Genomic DNA, 22,553 nt, shown 5'->3' on the forward strand with positions numbered 1-22,553 from the left:
TTTATTTGTATTTGCCTCTAGAGCTTTAATTCTATTTATAAGTAAAAGCTAAACTAAATCAGCGATCTATTCTCATTTGTGCAACAAACGTTTCACCTTATGTTTAAACTTTGAAGTCTCTTCAAATATTCAGCATATCTATGAGATCGAAATCTCACTGTCACTGAATGTTGTTTTTAGTTTCATGAAAAAGATAAACACTTGTCGTGCTTTATAAGTCTTTTCTCAATAGAAAAGGTGATTTGGAACACGCTTTCTCAACCCTATACAACACGGAAAGCGATGCAAGGTGGACAGAATGAAACAAAAACTAACCCCAACCTTACTTGCAGCAGTGGTCGCAAGTGCTCTCTCCGCTCCAGCAATGGCGGATATCGTAATTTCTCAGTACGTTGAAGGTAGCAGTAACAATAAAGCTATTGAGATTGCCAACACTGGCGATTCAGCAGTGACGCTGGATGGCTATGAGCTAGCGAAATCGACCAACGGCGGCGGTGAGTGGGGCAGCAAACTGGCTCTAGATGGTCGTGTACTGGAAGCACAAAGCGTTCTGGTTGTTGCACATACAAGTTCAAGTGATGAAATCAAAGCAGTAAGCGACATCCTAAATGGTTCAGTGATCGGATTTAACGGTAATGATCCGGTTGCGCTACTTAAAGACGGCAACGTACATGACGTATTGGGTAACATGGGCGGCTCAGATTTCGCAAAAGATGTCACTCTAGTACGTAATGTTGATGCGATGACGCCTTCTTCTACTTATGACGCTTCTCAATGGTCATCGCTGGCAAAAGACAGCATCGAAGGTCTAGGTGTACTGGATGGCGGTGAGGCACCAGAGCCGTTCGCTTGTACTCAAGACGGTGCTGAACCTGTCTTTACATCGATTCAAGAAATTCAAGGTGAAGGTGATACGTCTCCATTCATCAATGGCTATCCATACATCACAGATGAAGATTTCTTCGTCAAAGGTGTGGTTAGTGCAGTGACCACAGGCTTAACAAAGGGCTTCTATCTACAAGCACTGGAAGATGACTACAACCCGAAAACATCGGAAGGTTTGTTCGTCCACACTAACCAATCAAGCTCTGATCTTCAGCCTGGCGATGTGGTCTGTGTGAAAGGTAAAGTTCAAGAGAACTACAACCTGACGCAACTAAAAGCAGAAAACAACAACTGGGTTAAGCAAGGCGAGCAATCTGCTCCAGCGGCGACGGCGATTGAAGTGATGGCGGATGACGCTAACTTCGACCAGACGCTAGAGCGCTACGAAGGCATGCTGGTTAAGACTACTGAAGCGTTGGATATGCGCGTGACTCGCACCTTTGGTTACGATTACGCATCGCGTCGTAACAACATGGTTGTTGCTCAAGGCCGCATCAACATGCACCCTAACCAGAACTTTGCAGCAGGTTCTGATGAAGCGAAACAGCAGAGCACTGAAAACGCAGAGCGTCGCCTGTTCATCGAGTCTGATGCAAATGCAGCTAACGGCACGGTTCCTTACTACCCAGACTTTGGCCGCACTGATGCTGACCAGAATGGTTCCACAGAAGACTACATCCGCATCGACGATACCATCGTTGGCCTAGAAGGTGTTCTAAGCTACAGCTACGGTGACTACCGTCTGATTGCTACCAACACGCTAACTAACGAAAACTTCGTACGTAACGATCCTCGTACTGAAGGCATCGATATGGAAGAAGGCGATCTTCGTATCGCGACATTTAACGTACTTAACTACTTCAACTCTCCGTTTGGTGGTGATGCTAACCAGCACGGCGACAACCGTGGTGCCAACAGCTTTGAAGAGTTTGAAGTTCAACAGGCGAAAATTGTTAACGCAATTCTACGCCTTGACGCTGATATCATTGGTTTGATGGAAATCGAAAACAATGGCTTTGGTGACAGTGGTGCTATTCGTCAGCTTGTTGAACAGCTAAACCAGCGTATCGATAAGAAGAAAGACCGTTACGACTTCGTTGCCGTTGACAGCAATGGCGATAAAGTGACGGATGAGAACGACTCAATTGGTACTGACGTTATCACAACAGGCGTTATCTACCGTTCTAAAGTGGCGAAGCTGAAAGAAGTACGCGTTATCGAGATGCCAAGTCAGCAAGCGCCTGAAGTGCTAGATGACGACGGTAAAGTGATCGAAGATGGTAAGAACTACCAACGTAACTCTCTAGCGCCAACGTTCAAGATCAAAGGCACCAATGAGAAGATCACGGTTGCCATCAACCACTTCAAATCGAAAGGTTCTAAATGTTGGGAAGACGCAGCACCTGTTGACCAAGGTGGTCAGGGCGGTGTTGATGCTGACCAACAAGGCTCTTGTGAAAACTTCCGTGTTGCGGCAGCGGTTGCACTGGGCGATGCGCTGAAAGACATCAAAGGTCATAAAGTGATTCTTGGTGACTTGAACTCTTACGGTATGGAAGATCCAATGCTGGTTCTGACGGATTACAGTGAAGAGAAATACGGTAAGCAGATCAAAGCGGCACGTAATACCTTCATTGGTGACACAGAGCAGTTTGGTGACAACGGTGCGGTAATTACTGAAGGGTACAACTACATCAATGCTGTTGCGATGAAGCACCCTAATAGCTGGAGCTACTCGTACAATGATGAAGTGGGCGCGCTAGACCACCTACTAATCAGCCCAAGCCTGAAGAAGCACTTTGTGGATGCGACAGACTGGCATATCAATGGCGGCGAATCGACGCTATTTGATTACAACGATGAGTACAAAGGTGACTTGCCGAAGTACAACGACCACTTCCGCTCTTCAGACCACGATCCAGCAGTCCTAGAACTGAACATGGCAGGTTCGTTCGGTTTTGGTGCGCTAATGTCACTGTTTGGCTTAGCATTATGGCGTCGTCGTAAGTAAGCCAACCTTTATAGAGACCAAGTAAAAACCGCCACATTCAGTGGCGGTTTTTTTTATTCGTATAGGTCCGTTGGAACTTCGGTCTCACAACGTGCTAGATCATAATCACGAGTGGTACCGCTATTGCCGCGGAATTGCATTCTTACAATCATTCCACGTTCGACATACCAACGTAATTCTTCACAAGAGTATCGGTAGCTTAACTCGATAATGTGGGCAGTCGCCCAGCGAGAGTTACCTGGTAAGCTCGCCGAATAGTAGATCACACCGTGATCTGTAACTTTTAAATCCTTGATATCACTAAGATATTCTTTTGCTGTGTTAATTGTTTCTTGATCGGCAGTTGGCTGAAGTTCTTCTAGGCTTTTCGTTTTACAAGCGCTCAAAGCCAACGCTGAAAGGCACGCCACTGCGATGTGTTTTAGTTTCATTATTGTTCTCGGTTGATATGAAATTAAGGACAAACCTTAAGGAAGAGTGGATTTTATTTATAAGTCATATCAATGTGTAGTGATAATTTTATAAAACTAAAATAAGTGTGAACTTAGATACATCGACTTCCTACTGAAAGCATCTGTTTGATAAAAACAAAGCTCCTATTGCGCTTTGAGTTTTACTTAGCCCAACTACCTCCCGTCTTATATTCATTTTTACTAATTTAACTAACTGAAACCAAAGTGCTATTTATTCGATTGCATTGTGATTTATATCATATCTATGAATTAATAAGTTGAGCTTATATAAGTATTGATTAGTATCTGTGCTCTTTTATAGATTTCTCATATGATTCGTTTAATTGCGAAGGGCGGTAGCGTATCCAGTTACCGCGTTACAGACTGAAATTTAATCAATTATGACTAAAAAATACTATGTCTTCGCAGTGGCTTTACTCATTTCCATTGCTGGCGCTTTATACGCAATGTTTTCAAGGCAGATAGCTCTGCCAATCGCCGATGAGGTGACGACTTTGGATGACAGCCGCGAATCGTTACCCCAAATAAAACTGAGTGAAGATGCGAATTTCCCTTCACCAGTGATTCAGCTTCAGCAAACCATTGCCCATGGCCTAGTTGAAGTGGAGAAAGCGGAACTCCCACTCCTTCGTGGAGACCTAGCGGAATTTTCACAAAGCAATATTCAAGAACGATATCAGCCTCCCGCAGAGCTTGAGAATCTGCAACTGAGGCTAAAAAGGCTGCAATCCATCAGTCAATAATCAATTCGCGACCTGAACTTTCAGAGTAACAAGCGAAATCCAATTAAGAATATAAACAGCAGTGGCTTATATGAAATCGAATCGTTTCACTCATACCTATGCGGTGTATGTTGTTTCACTACTTGCGGCAGCCTTTTCGCACCCAGCTCTCTCGCTAACCTCAGAAGAAGGAAAAAGCATTGAGCTCTCCGGTGATTTTTCTGCGTCAGGCGGTCAGGCGACATACTCGCTGCCAATCGCGGTATCTCCGGGTCGCGCAGGTTTACAACCTTCTGTGAGTTTGGAATATCGTAGTGACTCTCCTAACGGCATGCTCGGTATGGGGTGGAGCTTAGGCGGGCTCTCTTCGATTTCTCGTTGTGGTAAAAACCTCAATAAAGATGGCCGCTGGGGAGGGATTCGATTTAACGCGGATGACCGTTTTTGTCTTGATGGTCAGCGTTTGATTGCAGTCTCTGGCCGCGATGGAGAAAACCTGACCGAGTATCGAGTAGAAACAAACGGCTACTCAAAGATCGTTTCATTTGGCCGTGCGGGTAATGGACCAGCAAGCTTTAAAGTCTGGTACAAGGACGGCTCGGTTTATGAATATGGTGCGACGTCTGATTCGCGAGCTGAGCTACCAGGTCAATCACACGTTTATAAATGGTCACTGAATAAGATCACCGATACCAGCAAAAACAACCACGTACAGTTCAGCTACCTTGAAGACAACAGTAATGGTACACATCGAATTGACAATATCAGCTATGTAGGCGGTAAGGTCAGCTTTGAGTATGAAGCGAGAACGGATCAAATCGCCCAATATCTGTTTGGTAGCCAGTTAAAACGAAATGTACGATTAAAAACTATCAAGACTTTTGATGCCAGCAACGCCCCAGTAGGGAGCTATAACTTTAAATATGCTTACTCTGGGATCACCGCTCGAAGTCTATTAAACACGGTAGATTACTGCAGTAATGGCCAGTGTAGTACAGAAATCAATTTCTCTTGGAATAATAGCCATTCCAATAGCCGCAAATCATCTGCTTTAGGTTTTTCAGATGTTAGCTTTTTTGATACTGACCGAAATGGCTTTAGCGAACCTTATGGCCTGACAGTAAAACTGGCTAATAAAGTCTGTACAAGGCCAATGTACAAGCCTAAAGGGGACGCGGGTCAAGCCAAAGGTCCTAAAGGTGATACAGTGGCAAAAGCTGCCAGCTATGCACTAGTTGGAAGTTTGGATAACCCAAAAATAGTTGCAGGGTCTTACGGTTATAGTCAAGGGGAGTGGTGCGGAGAGGTTAAATCTGGTCGACACGAAGCTAGTGAGTACAATTATTATCTTTCTCTTGCCAGCCGGCCCAAGGCTTACATGCCTAGCAACAATGGGGTTATGGTTGAATACAGAACAGAGCAGTCAGCTGCCGACTTAAATGGTGATGGAAAGGAAACGCTCTTCTCATCACCAAAGGGCTCGTCTTATCCTATATCTGGCATTGCCGATATCGATAATGATGGTAAAGATGACTACTACGTTAAGTATACGAGTGATTTGGTCTTCTATTTATCGAGTCGCTCTTATAAAGAGTATGTATTTCGTAGTGAAACAAGTCAGTGGCGACCAGATTTAGCTTTTCTTGCTGACGTAAACAACGATGGTTACAAAGACCTAATTGCAGCGGGTGGTAACCAAGGCACCATTCGTGTTTACCTATTTAATGGTCATAGTTTTGTACATAGATTTACTTCTGGGCGTTTGCATGGCGATGATCTAAAGAAAATCAAAGCCATCGACTACAACGCTGACGGCTATCCAGAAATCTACGTTAACGGACGTTTCTACAAAAACAATTTCGGTAATATCAATTTTAGTCAAACCATTGGTTCAAACGTTTCAAAAATTGAGCAATTGGTTGACTACAATTCCGATGGCATCGTTGATTTTGTTCGTAATGATAACGACAAGCTCTACTTGCTAACGTCCAGCGCATATCCGACAGATAAAATATCCAAGATTGAAGAGTTTGCGATTGAGTACCGCGTTAATTACAAAATCGCAACTGATACGAGTGTCCACAAACAAAAGCGCTATTACAATTTCCCATATGTTAACTCTACCCCATCTGCTTACTTGGTTGCTAATGTTGTCAAACAACCTAAAGGCTATGGTTCAACCTCTTATATCTACCAGTATGAAGGAGCAAAATCGCACTATTTGGGTGGTGGCTTCCTTGGATTTGAAAAAATCATTGAGACAGAAAATGCAGAGGTCACAACTCGCACGGAAACCATATTTGAACAGTTGGATGTAGTTAAAGTAGGTGAACCAAAACTTGTCTCTGTATTCAAAAACAATAAGAAAGTATCGGAAACATCGTACAGCTATAAAAAGTTGACCAATCAAGGCTACGGAGCCAAGTACTATCAGCTTTATGCCAATAAAGTCGTTAAGAAAAAGTACGGCTTGAGCAGTAGCGCAGTTGAGCGTCAGGAAGTGATTACTCGTTCAATGGATCGCTTTGGCAATTTAATCAATGAGAAATCAGAATTATCCAGTGAATTAGAAGGTGCAGGTAGCTTTACCAGCAACACCCAATATCAATACGTCTCAACGGGTGTTAATCAGAACCATTACATTTATGACATTACCAGCGTTAGTAACGTCAACAATTTAGACACTCTGCTTCGTACTTATAAAGCGGGCATGGGGCGCTATTGTGGTGAAAACGGCGAAGTGTTCTTTAAGCCCAATGATTACATTGTGTTGATCCACAGTGATGTTGATATTCCTCTCGTTCTGGAGCGTTACGATAGTTATTTCAAATACCAGAGCAGCTCTTACAGCGTTGATCTCGATGGTTTAACGGTCTACAAAGGCCAACTTGCCAGCTCAACCGCCAGCGAATTTAACAACTCAAACGCTAAGTCGTGCGGGAGCTATTCGTATAATGACTATGATGGTGATGGCAATATGGAGTTCACCACATCGTCTATGACGCGTGTGCAGACTGTCGGCCAAACGGGCGAGAATTATTGGAAGATTGGCGCTGTTGCCAGCTCTATCTCTACCATTGTTGATAACACCACCAATTTAAAAAGAACCATCGCGAACCAGTATGATTACAGTAGCAATGGTTTCCTTATCTCAGACAAAACAACCAGCTCGGATTATGAGTCAAGCGGTGATATTTCCTTGGCTGGGAAATCGATTACCACACAATATAGCTATGATGATTGGGGTAATGTTGTCAGCCAAAGTGTAGAAGGCGCTGATTTGGCTAAACGCACGACGACCAACCAGTTTGATGCACAAGGTTTATTCTCAACAGCTTCAGTCAATGCCGTTGGTCACCGCACATCAATACAGTTAGATACTCAAGGTAGGCTAATGCAGTCAGTTAGCCCGCTAAAAGGCCGAACCGTAGGGTATACCTATGATGTTTTCAGTCGCGTATTGACAGAGACCCTACCGGGCACCGGCAATATTAGCCACACCAGTTACGGCTTGGGTAGCCAATGTAAAGATAGAACTTCTCAAACCGTAAGTTGTGTCACGACATTACTAGCTTCTGGTGGCAAAGTGGTGACACATTTTGATTACGCTGGGAGAGAAATCCGAAAATTGCATACGGGGTTTAGTGGTCAGCTTGTGGTAGCGGATACTCGTTGGGACCGTAATGGCCGTAAAGTCAGTGTAACCCGGCCTCAATTCCTTAGCAAAAATACACCCGCGCCAGTTGTCACCTTCACCTACGACGAATTAAACCGTGAGCTTACGAAACGAGAGCCAGCGAGTCATGGTGGTGTCGCCATCTTTAATACCCAGTACCAAGGATACCTGACATCGGTTATTGATGCGCGTGGTTTCAATTATAGTACTGTTAGCAATATCCTCGGTTTTGTTCTTCGTAATAATGAACCAGACAGTACGTACCAAACTTACCAGTACTATCCTGATGGAAAACTACGTTCAAGCACAGATTCCGCAGGTAACACGACTCAAATCCGCTATGACAATTTAGGTCATCGTAATTCTTTGGATGACCCAGATATGGGGCAGTGGAGTTACAACTACAACGCAGCGGGCGAACTGGTCTACAAGCGCGATGCGAAGGGAGCGATCACAACGATTGAGTACGATAACCTTGGCCGAAAAGTGAAGCAGACCGAAGGTAGTAACGTTTCTACCTGGCGTTACGATGAACGCGGCGCGCTTGGCACTCTATCTGGTTTTGCTGGTAATGGCAGTGAGACGGACTATTACTACAACACAGCAGGCCTAACTGAAGAAGTCGCCGTTCAAGTTGGTGACGAGAAATTCAGCACCCATTACTTCTACGATAAGTTCGAACGTGTCGCGAGAGAAGTTCGACCAAACGGCATCGATACCACGCTTGCCGGTGCGGCCAAGTTATTGAGCAGCACCAACAGCAACGATCGCCTAGCGGTTGAATATGTCTATAACCCTTATGGCTACGTCGCAGGGGTACGCAGCCCGCGAAATTATGCAGATGAAGTCTTTACCAGTGCCAGTTTTCGTGAAGGTATTCGTGAGCTGCTAAATGATGCGATAGCACAAGCCAATGTTTACCTAACTAAGGCGGAACGCTACGCCACTCAGGAAAGCTTCTTTACTACTAAAGCAGCTGAGTACAACAGCAAAACCGTCAATGTACACAATCTAGATGCCTCCTCACAAGCCTTGTTGGGTGACGGTTATCGCTATAAGCAGTGGTGTAACGACCAGGGCGAATGTTACTTGCGTCCAGCAACTTGGGTACTGCTCCATGATGATGTCTCTATCCCGCTGGATATTACGCTGGAAGGTGCGATTTATCGTCTGACGACTACCCTAGCAACTACTCAACCGGGAATCCGCAACTACAACGCGACTGTCCATACGGTACCAGCTTCGGAGTTCAATGCGCAAAGCTTGAGTGCTTCACATGACTTCTTACTGACTGACTATGACAGCAACGGTCAGAAAGATTTGATGAGCAATAACGATATCTACATTGCTCAGGCGGATAGTGAAACCCGTGACGAACTGTTGTTTGCTGCGGATGACTTATCTGAAGCAGCAACGGTGGCAAACACTCGCTATAAGTTCTACACCGACCTTGCAAGCCAGTTGATTAACCTGTCAGAAAAAGTGGCAGAGTTGAGTGGTCTGAACTGTGAATATGCGAATCAGTTGGGAGGGAATCAGCTAGAAGCCTCTTCTCGTAATCATTGTGAAAATACTCAGCAATCTAGCCAGGCTGATCACCTCAATATGATTCTGACTCAATCAGAAATGGAAGAGTCATTAGATAACCCAGCCTACTTTTACTATTGGCAACGTCGTGAAACCGATGCGTATGATCATACATTGTCGGAAACGCTGGGTAATGGCCTGGTTAACACCTACAGCCATGATGCCAATACAGGTCGACCAAATTATATTACTACCCATAAAGCGAATGTGTTGTTTGATCCGCGCCTCTCTGCAAGTACCAGCCAAGGGCGTAATATCCGCTTTATTCAGTATCGCTACGATAATCACAATAATGTGACTTACCGATACGATGAGCAGTTGGGCATAACCGATACTTGGACCTACGATGGTTTAGATCGCGTCACCAGTAATACCATCAGCTTGGCTAATAAAGCGCAACACGGGGTAAACAACCCAGACTTAGCAGGGCCGTTTAATTACCGGTATGACAAGCTGGGTAATCTGATACATAAATCCGACATTGGAGACTACCACTACAGTGGCCAGCAGGCAGGGCCACACGCCGTGACAAAAGCCAATGGGCTTAATTACCAATATGACGATAACGGTAATATGTTGCGGGCTTGGGCAGATGGCAGCTCGACCAATGAGCGAGAGCTGGAATGGACGGAATTCAACAAACCAAACAAGATTACCCGCAACGGCAAAACCGTCGAGTTTTTCTATGACGCTAACCATAATCGTTATCTGAAGAAGAACAGTGACGGAATTGAAACCTTCTACTTTGGCAAGAGCTATGAGCGAGTCAAGGATACCAATACAGGGATTGTTCAACACAAACACTTTGTTTATGCCGACGGCAAGCTAATCGCACTCAATACTCAGGCAAAGGGTGCCGATGATGACTTGCAGGATAAACAAGTTCGTTACCTTCATTACGATGCGTTGAACTCGGTCGATATGATCACCGATGGCTACGGTTTAGTTGTCGAGCGCCGCAGCTACGATACTTGGGGTAAGCAGCGTAAAGTCGCGTGGTCTGATAACGGGCCGTTGGATGTAGTACAAAGCGCAATTACCAATCGCGGTTATACCGGACATGAAGAAATTACCGAAGTTGGCCTAGTTCATATGAATGGGCGAGTTTATGATCAAGAACTGGGTAGGTTCTTAAGTGCTGATCCTATAATTCAAAACCCCAATTTTACGATTAGTTTTAATAGGTATGCTTATGTTTGGAACAATCCAATTAAGTATATTGACCCTACAGGATATAAACAAATTGAGGGTTCAGGAGGTGAAAGGCATAGACGGGATGAGAATGGAGATCATCGAGTAGATTCTGACCCTGACAAGGATAAGGATCGAAATGGATATAATGATGGGTCGAAGGAGGAGAATGAATACAGAAAAAATATGAAAGAACAGGAAGCCGCAAATGTTCAAGAGTACACTTCTGTCACGCGGGCTCCTGACGGCAGCTATAGGTTCGAAACGTTGCATAGTGACATTTTCGAGAAGGTATTCGGCTATGAAACCGTTTCGAAAGCACATGGAAACATGCTGGATGCCATGGGAAGGGCAACTACAGATGCTGCGGTGGCATACGGTACTATGGTGTCAATAGTAGCGCCTGCTCCTACTCCTGCTAAAGCAAGTGTTCTGGGAGGATTGCTGGGTAAGTTTGGTAGTTGGCTCAAAGGAAAACTAAAAGGCCGTCCAAATACTAAAACGTTTGGAAGTTATAGACCCGACAGAAAGTTACCGAGAACAAAGCATGGTGTGCCAGAACCTGACTCAGATGTTCCTCACTCGCAATTAGGTACTAAAAAAGGCCGTAAGGGTAACTATACCCAAGCTAGAGAGTGGGGCTACAATAAAGAAGGTAAACTTGAGCCCAAACGAGATATCGATTTTACTGATCATGGTCGACCACAGCAGAACCACCCTAATCCACACCAGCACGATTGGAAGCCAAACCCTTCTGGGGGAACACCACAACACGGCCCAGCAAAACCTTTGGAGCTGCCTTGATGAGTAAAGTTACATTCCCTGTATTTCGAAACGACGGGCGGGCTATCAGGTTATCAGAAATACTGAGTAACATTCCATATAATGACTTTGTTTGGTCAATAATTGAGTTTAGCGGAATTGGTGTAGCTCCAGACGACCTGTCTATGGATGATTTTGAAGAGTTGATTCATGGAAAGTCATGCGGTCTTATTATTTCTTGGGACAATCTTAAGAGCTTGTCTGAAGATTTCTATCAGACATTTGATTGTTTAATTGTAGGTGCCAAGGATATAAAAAATATACAAGACTTCATTGAAGATGAAAGTCGAATTAATTCTTGTGAAGTACTGTTGAGTGTTTTCGACAGTACTGAGTGGGAGGTTTGGGCGCGAGATAGTAAATTGATAGAAAGAATGATGTTAGACCTTGCTTAGATAACTTGGAAGTAACAAGGTACAAAAATTAGGCTGACTTTTTTAAAATGATGTTTCTATATTTATTGGCTGAGTTTATCCTTCGCTTATTCATCAATCATCGAAGGTAAGAGGATTGTTGAGTTTAAATCTCATGCAGAACCTTATTCTGGTGGAAGTAGTTGGGATAATGCGTCATGGATTACCCTCGAAGGGTTCACAAGCGTAGGTGATAATTGTCAGCCTCAGTCATGGTCAAATGGGTTAGCACCATTTTATATTGATGGCGAGAGCGAGACATTATTAACTCTTACTTTGGTTACCTATTAAATATAAATCTGTAAGTGGAACTTATTTATGTTAGAAGACAACCTTATAAACTTTATTGGCTTTGGTTTAGTGATCTTAAACATGCTGGTTTTCTTTTCTGGTGTGTTTTTCTTTATTAAAAGCTTTTACTGTTTATTTTATGATAGAGCCCATTTCTTTAGTTCTTTCGTTCGTTTTTTTCTTTTATTTTTCTTATCGGGATTATTGTACTATTTGATAAGTTCAAATGCGGATTTACTGAATTTTAACATTATTGAAAAGGTCGATTGAAAGAAATCTGATAGATATTTATCAGGATTATTTATGGTTAAAATCATAATGAGCTAGCAGTCAATGTGGAATAAAGATTTTTCCTTTTTATGTAACTTTAATTGATTCGATAGGTATGCAGAGAAATAGTGGTTTGAGAAAGTGAAAAGTATATTATTTCTGTTAACTTTGTTTTTTATTTATGGCTGTGGAGCTAAAGAGTCAATCGTTAAAACTAATGGGGTATTAACCCCTGTTGAAATGAAAAGTAAGAAAGGAAGAGGTACTGGCCTTAGGGTAGTATATTCTATAAGCTCTAATCTTGAAATTAAACTGGTGACACATGGTTTTAGAATTGGGTGGGATCTTTTTAGTAAAGGAGGGAACTATTATAATAAAGATGTTTCAGTATCCTACTTTATCAGCGGTGATCCTATTCCTAGTTATGAGTCAATCACTAAAACTTATATTGTGGGTAAAATAGAATATAAGGGTAAGGTAGTATATCAGGATCCTTACTTATGAGGCCTTTATTGTACTTAATCATACTTATTATAACAGGGTGTGGCCCTGAGCAAGACCTTGTAAATTTTGAAGGAGTATTAACACCAATCAAAATTACGGAGAATTATGGTCGTGGTGGTGATGGTCATACAATACGATTAAAAATTAGTGGCGATTCCAATTTAAATCTTGTGGTATATGGATTTTTTGATGGTGAGTTTTTATTTTCTCCAGGTGGGAAATACTATAATAAGGATGTAGAAGTTGTCTATCGAGTTAATAAGGGTTTGGTGAATGAAAGTAAAAACAAAACACTTCAAACTTATAGTATTGATAAGATTTCTCATGACGGTAATTTGATATATGAAGATTGATATATAAATGGTTTTGTCTATAAAATGAGCGTTAAATCAAAATGTGCGCATATGTAAATTTTACCGCGTATCAGAGAAACAGGTATTTGCCTGTATTGTTGTAGGCTCCAACGATTGTCAGCTTGACTATATGGTTATTTATTAACGCTTTTTTAGATTCTATTTTCTCAAGGTAAGCTAGGTTAAAAATATGAATATTAAAGCTTTTATCGCTTTAGTGATACTAATCCTCTCTGCACCAGCCAATGCGGCTCGATTCGATATAACCGGGGATATTGGTCAAATTCGATATCATGAAGCCTCCAATTCATTCGCCCCATTATGGCGAAAACACACTTGGTTTGAAATCGTTACCCCAAATGGAAAGCCTAACTGTTACTCTTCGTCGTCAGGAAAATATTCAGTATCGATACCTGAAAATAATGAAACAGCGTTAACGATGTTGTTATCTGCGAAAATGGCGAATAAAAAGTCATGGTTACATTGGATGATTCAATTCGTTTTCCGAGCGGTGGACATTGTAAGTTACAGTATCTGACTATTTTGTAATTAAGGTAAATAAAATGAAAATACGCCATAAATTATATTGGCTCTGTTTGGCACTTATTGGTTGTAGTAGTGCTTATGCAGCGTCTAACTATCACATTACAACAGAAATATCGGGTATTACCGTGTACCCGCAGTCTAGTACTTCTCCGTCAAGCGTGTCTTATACTGAGCTATTAATTAACATCCCTACTGACATGTCTGAAAAACCATCATGTGCATCACTCTCTAACCGATTTATTATCGATTCTCGCAACCCTTTATTTGACCATGTTTTGAGTGTCGCACTTGCCGCGCGAGTTGCGAAAATGCCCGTGACGATCAATTACTGGGACGCTTGTGAAGCATCAGGAACACACCGAGCGCCCTTAATTCGTTTTTTCACTTTATGAGCTCATCAGGACTTTATATGAAAAAATTAATTCTAATCCTACTTCCTTTACTGTTTGCCTCCATATCAGCCAATGCAGAGAGAGGATTTGTAAAAGGGGAAATTGAATATATTCGCACCCATGATGGCGATGCAATCCCTTCATGGAAGCCACCCGCATTCTGGTTTACGTTAAAAGGCGTAGATAAAGCAGGAGAGTGTTATGTACGGCCTTCTAGTAATACGGTGTTATTTGCAGCGACCGACAGTTCTGCTTATTCAATGATTTTAGGCGCGTTTATGGCAGGTAAAGAGGTGTCGGTCTCTTTTGATGATTCTGTTAAATACGCTGACAACTGTAAAGCAAGGTACATCACCCTTGGAAATCCACCACCATTAAACTAGGGCTCGCGAAAAAATGAAACGACTTCTAATTTTAACTTCACTCTTTCTCTTTTCATTCCAAGCGTTAGCTACTAATGCCAGTAAAAATGGAGACTGGATTGCCATGGGGGTTCCTCAATATGTTCATTTAGGAACCCAAGGAACGTTTTTAATCAATGGAAACGGTACTCATGGTACGTGTGCAGGAAAAACACCGCGTTATTTTAGTTTTGATATGAATGCGCCACATTTCTATGCCATGTATTCATGGTTGATGCATATGTCAAAGGAAAACAAGGCAGTAGCTTGTGTTGTTGAAAGCGGCTGTGGAACGAACACCGTACAAGTCCAATATTGCCGCGGCTCGCTGAGATAATCACTTTTAATACAGGAAACAGTGATGAAAAAAATACTCCTACTGACAGCAATTCTATTTAGTACGCCTTCAATAGCAAATATTGGCTGCATCGGTACAGTGAAAAATATTCTCCAATATGCTAACGGCAATATCAATGTGTATACCTCATACCGGAATGATTATACCGTGATGTGTAATATTGAGAAACATTGGAAAGGGGTTAGCCCTGAAGCATGTCAAGGGATGCTCAGCGTATTACTGACAGCGCAATCAACAGGTAAGAGTATTGCAACTTATTACAGTGGCGATCAATATACTTGTAGCAACCTTCCTCATTACGGAAATGCTCCAGGCCCAGCTTATGTTGGTATTAAGGGTGAATAATAAAATGATACGCGGAATCGCATTCTTCGCCCTTGTTTCATTGTCTAACTTTGCTTTGGCATCAGGTGCTTTTATTGCCGAAGATTCAACTATAGAATCTATTGCTAATACGAGCAACAATATCGATAGTTTTTCAATATCAGTGAAAGGTGGTACAGGTGTATGTGGAAATACCACAATACTATTTCCACGTAATGCAACTACCTCCTCCGAAGTACATAACCGTGCCTATTCGACTGCGCTGACCGCATTTTCTATGGGCGCAAAAGTAAAGGTCTATAACTATATTGGGAGCGATTGTAAGAACGCTGCGTTCATCGAAATAGTTCGCTAGCCTATATGACTGTAAACCCATAACGCCAGCTTATGCTGGCGTTATTTTTATCGTTTGCGGAGTTATTGCTTGCCTTTCCGTCTTGGTATTGCACAATACCGCCCCTGACAAGCAATTTTATCAACACCAATCCAGACCCATGCTGTTAATCATCGATAACTACGATTCCTTTACTTACAACCTGTACCAATACTTTTGCGAGTTGGGTGCAGAGGTAAAAGTTGTGCGTAACGATGAAACAGACATTGCAGCGATTGAAGCGATGAAACCTAGCCATCTGGTGATCTCTCCTGGGCCGTGTACGCCTAATGAAGCAGGGATTACTCTAGAGGTGATTGAACACTTTGCCGGTAAATTGCCGATACTTGGAGTGTGCTTAGGCCATCAGGCAATTGCTCAGGTGTTTGGTGGTGAAGTAGTGCGTGCTCGTCAGGTGATGCATGGGAAAACTTCCCCAATCCGACACAACGGCCGCAGCGTTTTTTCTGGTTTGAATAACCCTCTCACAGTAACGCGCTATCATTCGCTGGTGGTACAAAACGGTACACTGCCAGAGTGTTTTGAGCTCACTGCTTGGACGGAGCTCGAAGATGGCTCGATGGATGAAATCATGGGCTATCAGCACAAAACCTTGCCTATTGATGCGGTGCAATTTCACCCAGAATCGATCAAAACTGAGCAAGGGCATGAGCTACTTGCCAACTTTTTACGTCGCTAATCCTCTTTTATTGCCTCAATAAATCCTGACTGGGATCACTTTTTTTAACATTTCTTTCATATTCTTGCGTGCGGATATTATGTGAAAAACTATTCGCAGGCGTTGTCCTGCCTAACTCTCCGCCCTTGTTATTACTATGCTTAACTACAGCTTATCTTTGTTATAAGAATATATTGCTTCATAAAAGCAGTGGCTTAATGCATAAATACTCAAAGCTAATGCAGAACAGACTTTCAGCAGTGAAGTAAAAAGAATAATTCACTATTGAAATGGTTAATTAAATGTAAATACAATGCCGCAATTGCTTAAATGCAAAACAATATGTGCTTTCGTTTAATGAAAGCAAGGATGCAAAAATTACCTGGCATGCGGTATCGAGAGGGAATGTGCAATGACAGTCGAAAATAAAGTAGAACGCGGTTTGTTTGATGAGGTGATGGTACCTTGTTATAACCCAATGGAAATGGTTCCAGTCAAGGGCGAAGGCGCTCGTGTTTGGGATCAGGAAGGCAAAGAGTACATCGACTTTGCTGGTGGTATCGCCGTGAGCTGTTTGGGTCATTGTCACCCTGCAATGGTTAATGCTCTGACGGAGCAAGGCCAAAAACTATGGCATCTAAGTAATGTCATGACAAACGAACCTGCACTTCGCCTAGCGAAGAAGCTGACAGACGTTAGCTTTGCAGAAAAAGTGTTCTTCGCTAACTCAGGCGCAGAAGCAAACGAAGCGGCGCTGAAACTGGCGCGTCGTTACGCAGCTGACCAGTTTGGCCCTGAGAAATCTGAAATCATCGCTTTCAAACAAGGCTTCCACGGCCGTACTTTCTTTACGGTAACGGTTGGTGGCCAAGCGGCTTACTCTGATGGTTTTGGTCCTAAACCTGGTGATGTTACTCACTTGCCATACAACGATGTAGAAGCGTTACGCGAACACATCTCTGATCGTACTTGTGCCATCATGATGGAGCCTCTTCAGGGGGAAGGCGGTATCATCTCTCCAACAGATGAGTTTGTTCAAACGGTTCGCGAACTGTGTGACAAGCACAATGCACTGCTTATCTTTGATGAAGTTCAGACAGGTAACGGCCGTACGGGGCAATTCTACGCTTACCAAGGTCTGGGTGTCACTCCAGATATCCTAAGCACAGCAAAATCGCTCGGTGGCGGTTTCCCTATCGGCGCAATGCTAACCACCACTGAACTGTCTAAGCACCTGAAAGTAGGCACTCATGGTTCAACGTACGGTGGTAACCCACTTGCATGTGCGGTTGCAGAAGCGGTCGTCGACATTGTAAGTGCACCAGAAACTCTGGCTGGCGTTGCAGAGCGTGAAGCTCTGTTCCGTGACGGCTTAGCTAAACTTAATGATAAGTACAACATGTTCGCGGAAGTTCGCGGCAAAGGTCTTCTTTTAGGCGCTGCGCTTAACGATGAGTGGCAAGGCCGTGCGCGTGACGTACTGGTTGCAGCAGGTAAAGAAGGTCTGATGGTGTTAGTGGCAGGCGCGAATGTAGTTCGCTTTACGCCTTCACTGGTTATCACCAAAGAAGAAATCGCAGAAGGATTAGCAAAACTAGATAAAGCACTTGCCACTCTAGTTAAATAATAAATAAACAAACTGGGAGAGCTGTATTGCAACAGTTCTCCCAATACCAGTGCTATCGGTCATGTGTTTGGATAGTTGCGCAGGAAAAATTGCTTAGAACAAGGCGTAGCTTGCAGCAAGCGAGCGAGCCTAACTTCAAAAGCTACAACGTAGTGATTAGCGATTTTAGCCAGCAACAACGAATAGATGACCGATAGCATTGGTATCCTGCATCTGGAGGGAGTATCGATGCTGGTTGTTCGCCCTATAGCAATGTCGGACTACGATGCGCTGCACACCTGTGCGGTTGAATCGGGTCACGGATTCACATCTCTTCCGGTTAACGAAGAACTGTTAACCAACCGTATTACTCATTCTGAGTACAGCTTTGCCAAAAATGAAGTGACTGAACCCGGTGACGAAGGTTATCTGATGGTCGGTTTCGATAGTGAGACTGGCGAAGTCGCCGGTTGTACAGGTATTGAAGCTTCGATTGGCTGGGATGTGCCATTTTATTCTTACCACATCAGCACTATTGTGCATTCATCGCCAAAATTGGGGGTGAATAATGTGGTTAAGCTGCTGACATTTGGCAATAACTACACGGGTTGTAGTGAAATTTGTACCTTGTTCTTGCGCCCGAATTTCCGTGGCGGACTGAATGGTCGCCTAATGTCGAAGTGTCGTTTCTTGATGATGGCGGAACACCCGCATCGTTTCTCAGAAACGGTATTTGCTGAAATGCGTGGTGTGTCAGATGAAGAAGGTAACTCACCATTCTGGCAATGGCTGCAAGAGCATTTCTTCTCGATTGATTTCACTATGGCTGATTACCTGACGGGTATCGGCAAGAAAGGCTTTATCGCCGACCTAATGCCTAAGCTACCAATTTATATCAACTTACTGAGCAAAGAAGCTCAGGCGGTGATTGGTCAGGTACATGAAAATACCAAGCCTGCATTGCGCTTGCTTGAGAAAGAAGGCTTCACTTGCCGTAACTACGTCGACATCTTTGATGGTGGTCCGTCGGTAGAGTGTGATGTGCGTAATATTGAGTCGGTCCGCCACTCATTCCGCGCGAAAATCACCATTGCTGAGCACACCAGCTCGCAAGATTACCTTATCTCAAACACGTCGTTTGAAAACTTCCGTGCCGTGGCCGCTAAAGCCGCGTATGACCAGGCCTCTGAATCTGTGATTCTGGCACCTGATGTTGCTAAAGCATTGGAAGTGAATGAAGGCGAATACGTTCGCATGCTGGCTCAGTAATCGAAAGGAATAGAATCATGACACATTGGATTGCAGGCGAGTGGCTTGCGGGTCAGGGCGAATCGATGAACTCGACCAGCCCATACAACAATGAAGTGATCTGGCAGGGTGACAGTGCGTCACCTGCGCAGGTTGAATCGGCAGTGAGTGCGGCTCGAAATGCCTTCTTGAGCTGGAAAAAGCTGACTTACGCTGAGCGCGAAGCAGTTGTGCTGGCGTTTGCTGAGAAGGTAAAAGAGAACAGCGAGCAAATCGCTGAAATTATCGCGAAAGAAACCGGAAAACCAATCTGGGAAACGCGCACTGAAGCAGCAGCTATGGCAGGTAAGATTGCGATCTCTATCCGTGCTTACCATGACCGTACCGGTGAAGCGACGCGCGAAGCGGCAGGCAACCAGATTGTTCTGCGTCATCGCCCTCTGGGTGTGATGGCAGTATTCGGCCCTTATAACTTCCCTGGGCATCTGCCAAACGGTCACATTGTTCCGGCACTGCTTGCTGGTAACACGGTTGTGTTTAAACCATCAGAGCAAACGCCACTGACCGGCGAGTTCGCGATGAAACTATGGCAGCAAGCAGGCTTACCGGCAGGCGTAATCAACCTTGTTCAAGGCGCGAAGGAAACCGGTGTTGCACTGGCAGATTCGAAAGGCATTGATGGCGTATTGTTCACGGGTAGTGCAAACACAGGCCACATCCTGCACCGTCAGTTTGCAGGGCAGCCAGGTAAAATGTTGGCGCTAGAAATGGGCGGCAACAACCCTATGGTGATCTCTGAGAACTACGGCGATCTGGATGCAACCGTGTATACCATTATTCAGTCTGCTTTCATCAGTGCAGGTCAACGTTGTACTTGTGCCCGTCGCCTGTACGTACCTGTTGGTGAGAAAGGCGATCAGCTGGTCAGCAAGCTCGTTCAAGCAACTCAGAAGATTCGTGTTGATCAGCCATTTGCTGAACCTGCACCATTTATGGGCCCTCAGATTTCTAAAGCAGCGGCTGACTTTATTCTTAATGCGCAAACAAACTTGCAAAGCCTTGGCGGTGTGAGCTTGCTAGAAGCGAAAGCGGGTGAAGCGGCGTTCGTTTCTCCGGGTATCATTGATGTGACGCCAATCGCTGAGCTGCCAGATGAAGAGTACTTTGGGCCACTACTGCAAGTGGTGCGTTACCAAGGCTTGGAGAAAGCCGTTGAACTGGCAAACGATACGCGCTTCGGCTTGTCTGCTGGTCTGGTTTCAACCGATGACAGCGAGTGGGATTACTTTGTTGACCACATTCGTGCTGGCATCGTCAATCGCAACCGCCAGCTAACTGGCGCAAGCGGTGATGCACCATTTGGTGGTCCAGGTGCTTCGGGTAACTTACGCCCAAGTGCTTACTACGCAGCAGATTACTGCGCATACCCAATGGCATCAATGGAAGGTGGTGAAACTCTACTACCTGCTACATTGAGCCCAGGTGTTGAGTTATAAAAATATTTTAAGGGTTTCCCTTACCACCTCCCTTTATAGGGAGGTTTTTAAACGTCACAGGTTGAAGGCTATCTGATCAGATTTCTGGACAAATTTGGTCAGATAGCCTCATTTATAAAATTAAATAAACAATAAATATAACTCCGTTAACGTAGACAAACCCAAACAAGGAGGCGTTATGACGCCACAAGTTTTATTCCAGTCGTTATGGAATGACTATATTCAACGCTTATGTCCCTCTGCTGATAAAGTTCACCATCTGCTTCAGGAAAATGAGCCATTGATCAATGACCACATTGCGCTGCGTACATTTAATGTCGCACCTTTGGGGATTGAGACACTGGCCAAACCGTTTATCGACGCTGGCTATAAGCCATGCGGTGATTACGAGTTCGAAAGTAAGAAGTTAGTGGCGAAGCACTTTGAGCATCCAGACCCGAAACAGCCAAAAGTTTTTATCAGTGAGCTAAAAGTGAATGAGTGTTCTCCAGAGCTTCAGGTCATCGTTGCCAAGCTCGTTGAGCAATTGGACATCGATAAGCTAAAAGGTCATGAGTTCTTGTCTGGTGGGCGTCTATGGGATCTGAGTTTTGCTGATTACCAGTTGCTGGCAAAAGAGAGTGAATACGCTTCTTGGCTAGCAGCACACGGCTACGGTGCTAACCACTTTACGGTTAGCGTGAATCAGCTTGATGCTTTTGAAGAAGTGAAAGGTGTCAATGACCACCTGCGTGAAGCTGGCTTTACGATCAATGAATCAGGCGGTGAAGTGAAAGGCTCGCCAGAGGTGCTGCTTGAGCAATCTTCTACTATGGCGGATAAAGTGCCAGTGACCTTCACTGAAGGTACTGAGATGGTTCCTGGTGGCTTCTATGAGTTTGCTAAGCGTTACCCAATGAGTAACGGTGAACTTTACCCAGGATTCGTTGCAGCTTCTGCTGATAAGATTTTCGAAAGTACCAACGGGTAAGATAGACGAGATACGAGAACGGGTTTTTCACCCTATGGAGTAGGGAAGCCCTTTCCGTAGCGCAGCGTTTCCGATATAAACAAAAAGCCACCAATGTCTCCATTGGTGGCTTTTAAAATTTTAGCGGTTAATCGAAATTAACGAGTACCGTAAACAACGATTGTCTTACCGTGGGCAGAGATTAGGTTCTGCTCTTCTAGCATCTTCAAGATACGACCTACTGTCTCACGAGAGCAGCCAACAATCTGACCGATTTCCTGACGAGTGATCTTGATCTGCATACCGTCTGGGTGCGTCATTGCATCTGGCTGTTTTGCCAGGTTAAGCAGTGTTTGCGCGATGCGGCCTGTTACGTCTAGGAATGCCAAGTCACCCACTTTCTGACTGGTTACCTGTAGGCGGCTTGCCATTTGTGCAGACAGGCGCATTAGGATGTCAGGGTTAACTTGGATTAGCTGACGGAATTTCTTGAATGAAATTTCTGCTACTTCACAAGGAGATTTCGCACGAACCCATGCCGTACGCTCTTGGTCTTCTTCGAATAAACCAAGTTCACCGATAAAGTCACCTTGGTTTAGGTAAGAAAGGATCATTTCCTTACCTTCTTCGTCTTTGATAAGTACTGCAACAGAACCTTTAACAATGTAGTAAAGAGTCTCTGCTTTTTCGCCCGCGTGGATCAGCGTGCTTTTTGACGGGTACTTATGAATATGACAGTGTGAAAGGAACCACTCTAATGTTGGATCGGTTTGAGGTTTACCTAGAACCATAATATCTCACTTCCTCTGCAGGGTACGCTTGCTGCTTTCCATGTTTTAGCTAAGCCTTGAATCAAGACCTACTAGGATAAGAGCACTTTTCAAATGCTGCAAGCCATCTTTGTTTCGGTTTCAAATAGTATCTTTTTTTGAAATCGATTTCTTGATTTTAATCGGGTACACCTTACGATTTTGTACGCAAAA

The 22,553-nt window shown here is 44.0% G+C and carries 18 protein-coding genes; 16 read left to right on the forward strand and 2 right to left on the reverse strand.

The window, feature by feature from the left end:
- Positions 1-298: 298 nt before the first annotated feature.
- Entirely contained in the window at positions 299-2,896 is a 2,598-nt protein-coding gene (locus QMA41_RS17800) for an ExeM/NucH family extracellular endonuclease (RefSeq protein WP_281630324.1), read from the forward strand.
- A gap of 53 nt (positions 2,897-2,949) precedes the next feature.
- Here the strand turns inward: QMA41_RS17800 and QMA41_RS17805 are convergent, their stop codons facing one another.
- A complete protein-coding gene (locus QMA41_RS17805; RefSeq protein WP_281630325.1) occupies positions 2,950-3,327 on the reverse strand; it encodes a hypothetical protein in 378 nt (125 codons plus the stop codon).
- Positions 3,328-3,749: 422 nt separating this feature from the next.
- On the opposite strand from QMA41_RS17805, the gene QMA41_RS17810 reads away from it, so the two are divergent.
- From QMA41_RS17810 to QMA41_RS17880, 15 genes are all read left to right on the forward strand, one after another.
- Positions 3,750-4,112 (forward strand): hypothetical protein, encoded by a 363-nt coding sequence (locus QMA41_RS17810; protein ID WP_281630326.1) that lies wholly within the window; start codon positions 3,750-3,752, stop codon positions 4,110-4,112.
- Between the two features lie 70 nt (positions 4,113-4,182).
- Complete coding sequence (locus tag QMA41_RS17815) at positions 4,183-11,349, forward strand: RHS repeat-associated core domain-containing protein (RefSeq protein WP_281630327.1); 7,167 nt, start codon at positions 4,183-4,185, stop codon at positions 11,347-11,349.
- Entirely contained in the window at positions 11,349-11,762 is a 414-nt protein-coding gene (locus QMA41_RS17820) for a hypothetical protein (RefSeq protein ID WP_281630328.1), read from the forward strand. Before QMA41_RS17815 ends, QMA41_RS17820 begins: the two co-directional genes overlap by 1 nt.
- A gap of 720 nt (positions 11,763-12,482) precedes the next feature.
- Positions 12,483-12,845, forward strand: a complete 363-nt coding sequence (locus tag QMA41_RS17825) for a hypothetical protein (RefSeq protein WP_281630329.1) — start codon at positions 12,483-12,485, stop codon at positions 12,843-12,845.
- Positions 12,842-13,198 carry a hypothetical protein gene (locus tag QMA41_RS17830; protein WP_281630330.1) on the forward strand — a complete coding sequence of 119 codons (357 nt, stop codon included), beginning with the start codon at positions 12,842-12,844 and terminating at the stop codon, positions 13,196-13,198. Before QMA41_RS17825 ends, QMA41_RS17830 begins: the two co-directional genes overlap by 4 nt.
- Before the next feature lie 190 nt (positions 13,199-13,388).
- On the forward strand, positions 13,389-13,736 hold the full coding sequence (locus tag QMA41_RS17835) for a hypothetical protein (protein WP_281630331.1): 348 nt from the start codon (positions 13,389-13,391) through the stop codon (positions 13,734-13,736).
- Between the two features lie 417 nt (positions 13,737-14,153).
- Positions 14,154-14,519 (forward strand): hypothetical protein, encoded by a 366-nt coding sequence (locus QMA41_RS17840; protein WP_281630332.1) that lies wholly within the window; start codon positions 14,154-14,156, stop codon positions 14,517-14,519.
- A 13-nt stretch (positions 14,520-14,532) separates the two neighbouring features.
- Positions 14,533-14,874, forward strand: a complete 342-nt coding sequence (locus QMA41_RS17845) for a hypothetical protein (RefSeq protein ID WP_281630333.1) — start codon at positions 14,533-14,535, stop codon at positions 14,872-14,874.
- A 24-nt stretch (positions 14,875-14,898) separates the two neighbouring features.
- A complete protein-coding gene (locus QMA41_RS17850; RefSeq protein WP_281630334.1) occupies positions 14,899-15,240 on the forward strand; it encodes a hypothetical protein in 342 nt (113 codons plus the stop codon).
- A 4-nt stretch (positions 15,241-15,244) separates the two neighbouring features.
- Positions 15,245-15,574, forward strand: a complete 330-nt coding sequence (locus QMA41_RS17855) for a DUF5992 family protein (RefSeq protein ID WP_281630335.1) — start codon at positions 15,245-15,247, stop codon at positions 15,572-15,574.
- A gap of 139 nt (positions 15,575-15,713) precedes the next feature.
- Positions 15,714-16,292: an aminodeoxychorismate/anthranilate synthase component II gene (locus QMA41_RS17860; protein ID WP_045985403.1), complete on the forward strand. Its 579-nt coding sequence runs from the start codon at positions 15,714-15,716 to the stop codon at positions 16,290-16,292.
- Between the two features lie 391 nt (positions 16,293-16,683).
- Positions 16,684-17,898, forward strand: a complete 1,215-nt coding sequence (locus QMA41_RS17865; RefSeq protein WP_281630336.1) for an aspartate aminotransferase family protein — start codon at positions 16,684-16,686, stop codon at positions 17,896-17,898.
- Positions 17,899-18,126: 228 nt separating this feature from the next.
- Positions 18,127-19,146: an arginine N-succinyltransferase gene (astA, locus tag QMA41_RS17870; protein WP_006963238.1), complete on the forward strand. Its 1,020-nt coding sequence runs from the start codon at positions 18,127-18,129 to the stop codon at positions 19,144-19,146.
- 17 nt (positions 19,147-19,163) lie between these two features.
- On the forward strand, positions 19,164-20,621 hold the full coding sequence (astD, locus tag QMA41_RS17875; protein WP_281630337.1) for a succinylglutamate-semialdehyde dehydrogenase: 1,458 nt from the start codon (positions 19,164-19,166) through the stop codon (positions 20,619-20,621).
- Between the two features lie 178 nt (positions 20,622-20,799).
- Complete coding sequence (locus QMA41_RS17880) at positions 20,800-21,591, forward strand: DUF1338 domain-containing protein (protein WP_281630338.1); 792 nt, start codon at positions 20,800-20,802, stop codon at positions 21,589-21,591.
- A gap of 137 nt (positions 21,592-21,728) precedes the next feature.
- Here QMA41_RS17880 and crp read toward each other — a convergent pair whose 3' ends face one another.
- The gene (crp, locus tag QMA41_RS17885) at positions 21,729-22,361 is read right to left on the reverse strand and encodes a cAMP-activated global transcriptional regulator CRP (RefSeq protein ID WP_004410522.1); all 633 of its coding nucleotides are present in this window, start codon (positions 22,359-22,361) and stop codon (positions 21,729-21,731) included.
- Positions 22,362-22,553: the final 192 nt, after the last annotated feature.

The organism is Vibrio sp. St2, assembly GCF_947311885.1.
GTDB classification, from domain to species: Bacteria; Pseudomonadota; Gammaproteobacteria; order Enterobacterales; family Vibrionaceae; genus Vibrio; species Vibrio coralliilyticus.

Bases quoted from the DNA above. Each gene is read 5' to 3' on its own strand.
- astA (WP_006963238.1), top strand. From the start codon at position 18,127: ATGCTGGTTGTTCGCCCTATAGCAATGTCGGACTACGATGCGCTGCAC.
- QMA41_RS17835 (WP_281630331.1), top strand. From the start codon at position 13,389: ATGAATATTAAAGCTTTTATCGCTTTAGTGATACTAATCCTCTCTGCA.
- astD (WP_281630337.1), top strand. From the start codon at position 19,164: ATGACACATTGGATTGCAGGCGAGTGGCTTGCGGGTCAGGGCGAATCG.
- QMA41_RS17850 (WP_281630334.1), top strand. From the start codon at position 14,899: ATGAAAAAAATACTCCTACTGACAGCAATTCTATTTAGTACGCCTTCA.
- QMA41_RS17805 (WP_281630325.1), bottom strand. From the start codon at position 3,327: ATGAAACTAAAACACATCGCAGTGGCGTGCCTTTCAGCGTTGGCTTTG.
- QMA41_RS17810 (WP_281630326.1), top strand. From the start codon at position 3,750: ATGACTAAAAAATACTATGTCTTCGCAGTGGCTTTACTCATTTCCATT.
- QMA41_RS17855 (WP_281630335.1), top strand. From the start codon at position 15,245: ATGATACGCGGAATCGCATTCTTCGCCCTTGTTTCATTGTCTAACTTT.
- QMA41_RS17845 (WP_281630333.1), top strand. From the start codon at position 14,533: ATGAAACGACTTCTAATTTTAACTTCACTCTTTCTCTTTTCATTCCAA.
- QMA41_RS17865 (WP_281630336.1), top strand. From the start codon at position 16,684: ATGACAGTCGAAAATAAAGTAGAACGCGGTTTGTTTGATGAGGTGATG.
- QMA41_RS17830 (WP_281630330.1), top strand. From the start codon at position 12,842: ATGAGGCCTTTATTGTACTTAATCATACTTATTATAACAGGGTGTGGC.
- crp (WP_004410522.1), bottom strand. From the start codon at position 22,361: ATGGTTCTAGGTAAACCTCAAACCGATCCAACATTAGAGTGGTTCCTT.
- QMA41_RS17860 (WP_045985403.1), top strand. From the start codon at position 15,714: ATGCTGTTAATCATCGATAACTACGATTCCTTTACTTACAACCTGTAC.
- QMA41_RS17880 (WP_281630338.1), top strand. From the start codon at position 20,800: ATGACGCCACAAGTTTTATTCCAGTCGTTATGGAATGACTATATTCAA.
- QMA41_RS17800 (WP_281630324.1), top strand. From the start codon at position 299: ATGAAACAAAAACTAACCCCAACCTTACTTGCAGCAGTGGTCGCAAGT.
- QMA41_RS17820 (WP_281630328.1), top strand. From the start codon at position 11,349: ATGAGTAAAGTTACATTCCCTGTATTTCGAAACGACGGGCGGGCTATC.
- QMA41_RS17815 (WP_281630327.1), top strand. From the start codon at position 4,183: ATGAAATCGAATCGTTTCACTCATACCTATGCGGTGTATGTTGTTTCA.
- QMA41_RS17840 (WP_281630332.1), top strand. From the start codon at position 14,154: ATGAAAAAATTAATTCTAATCCTACTTCCTTTACTGTTTGCCTCCATA.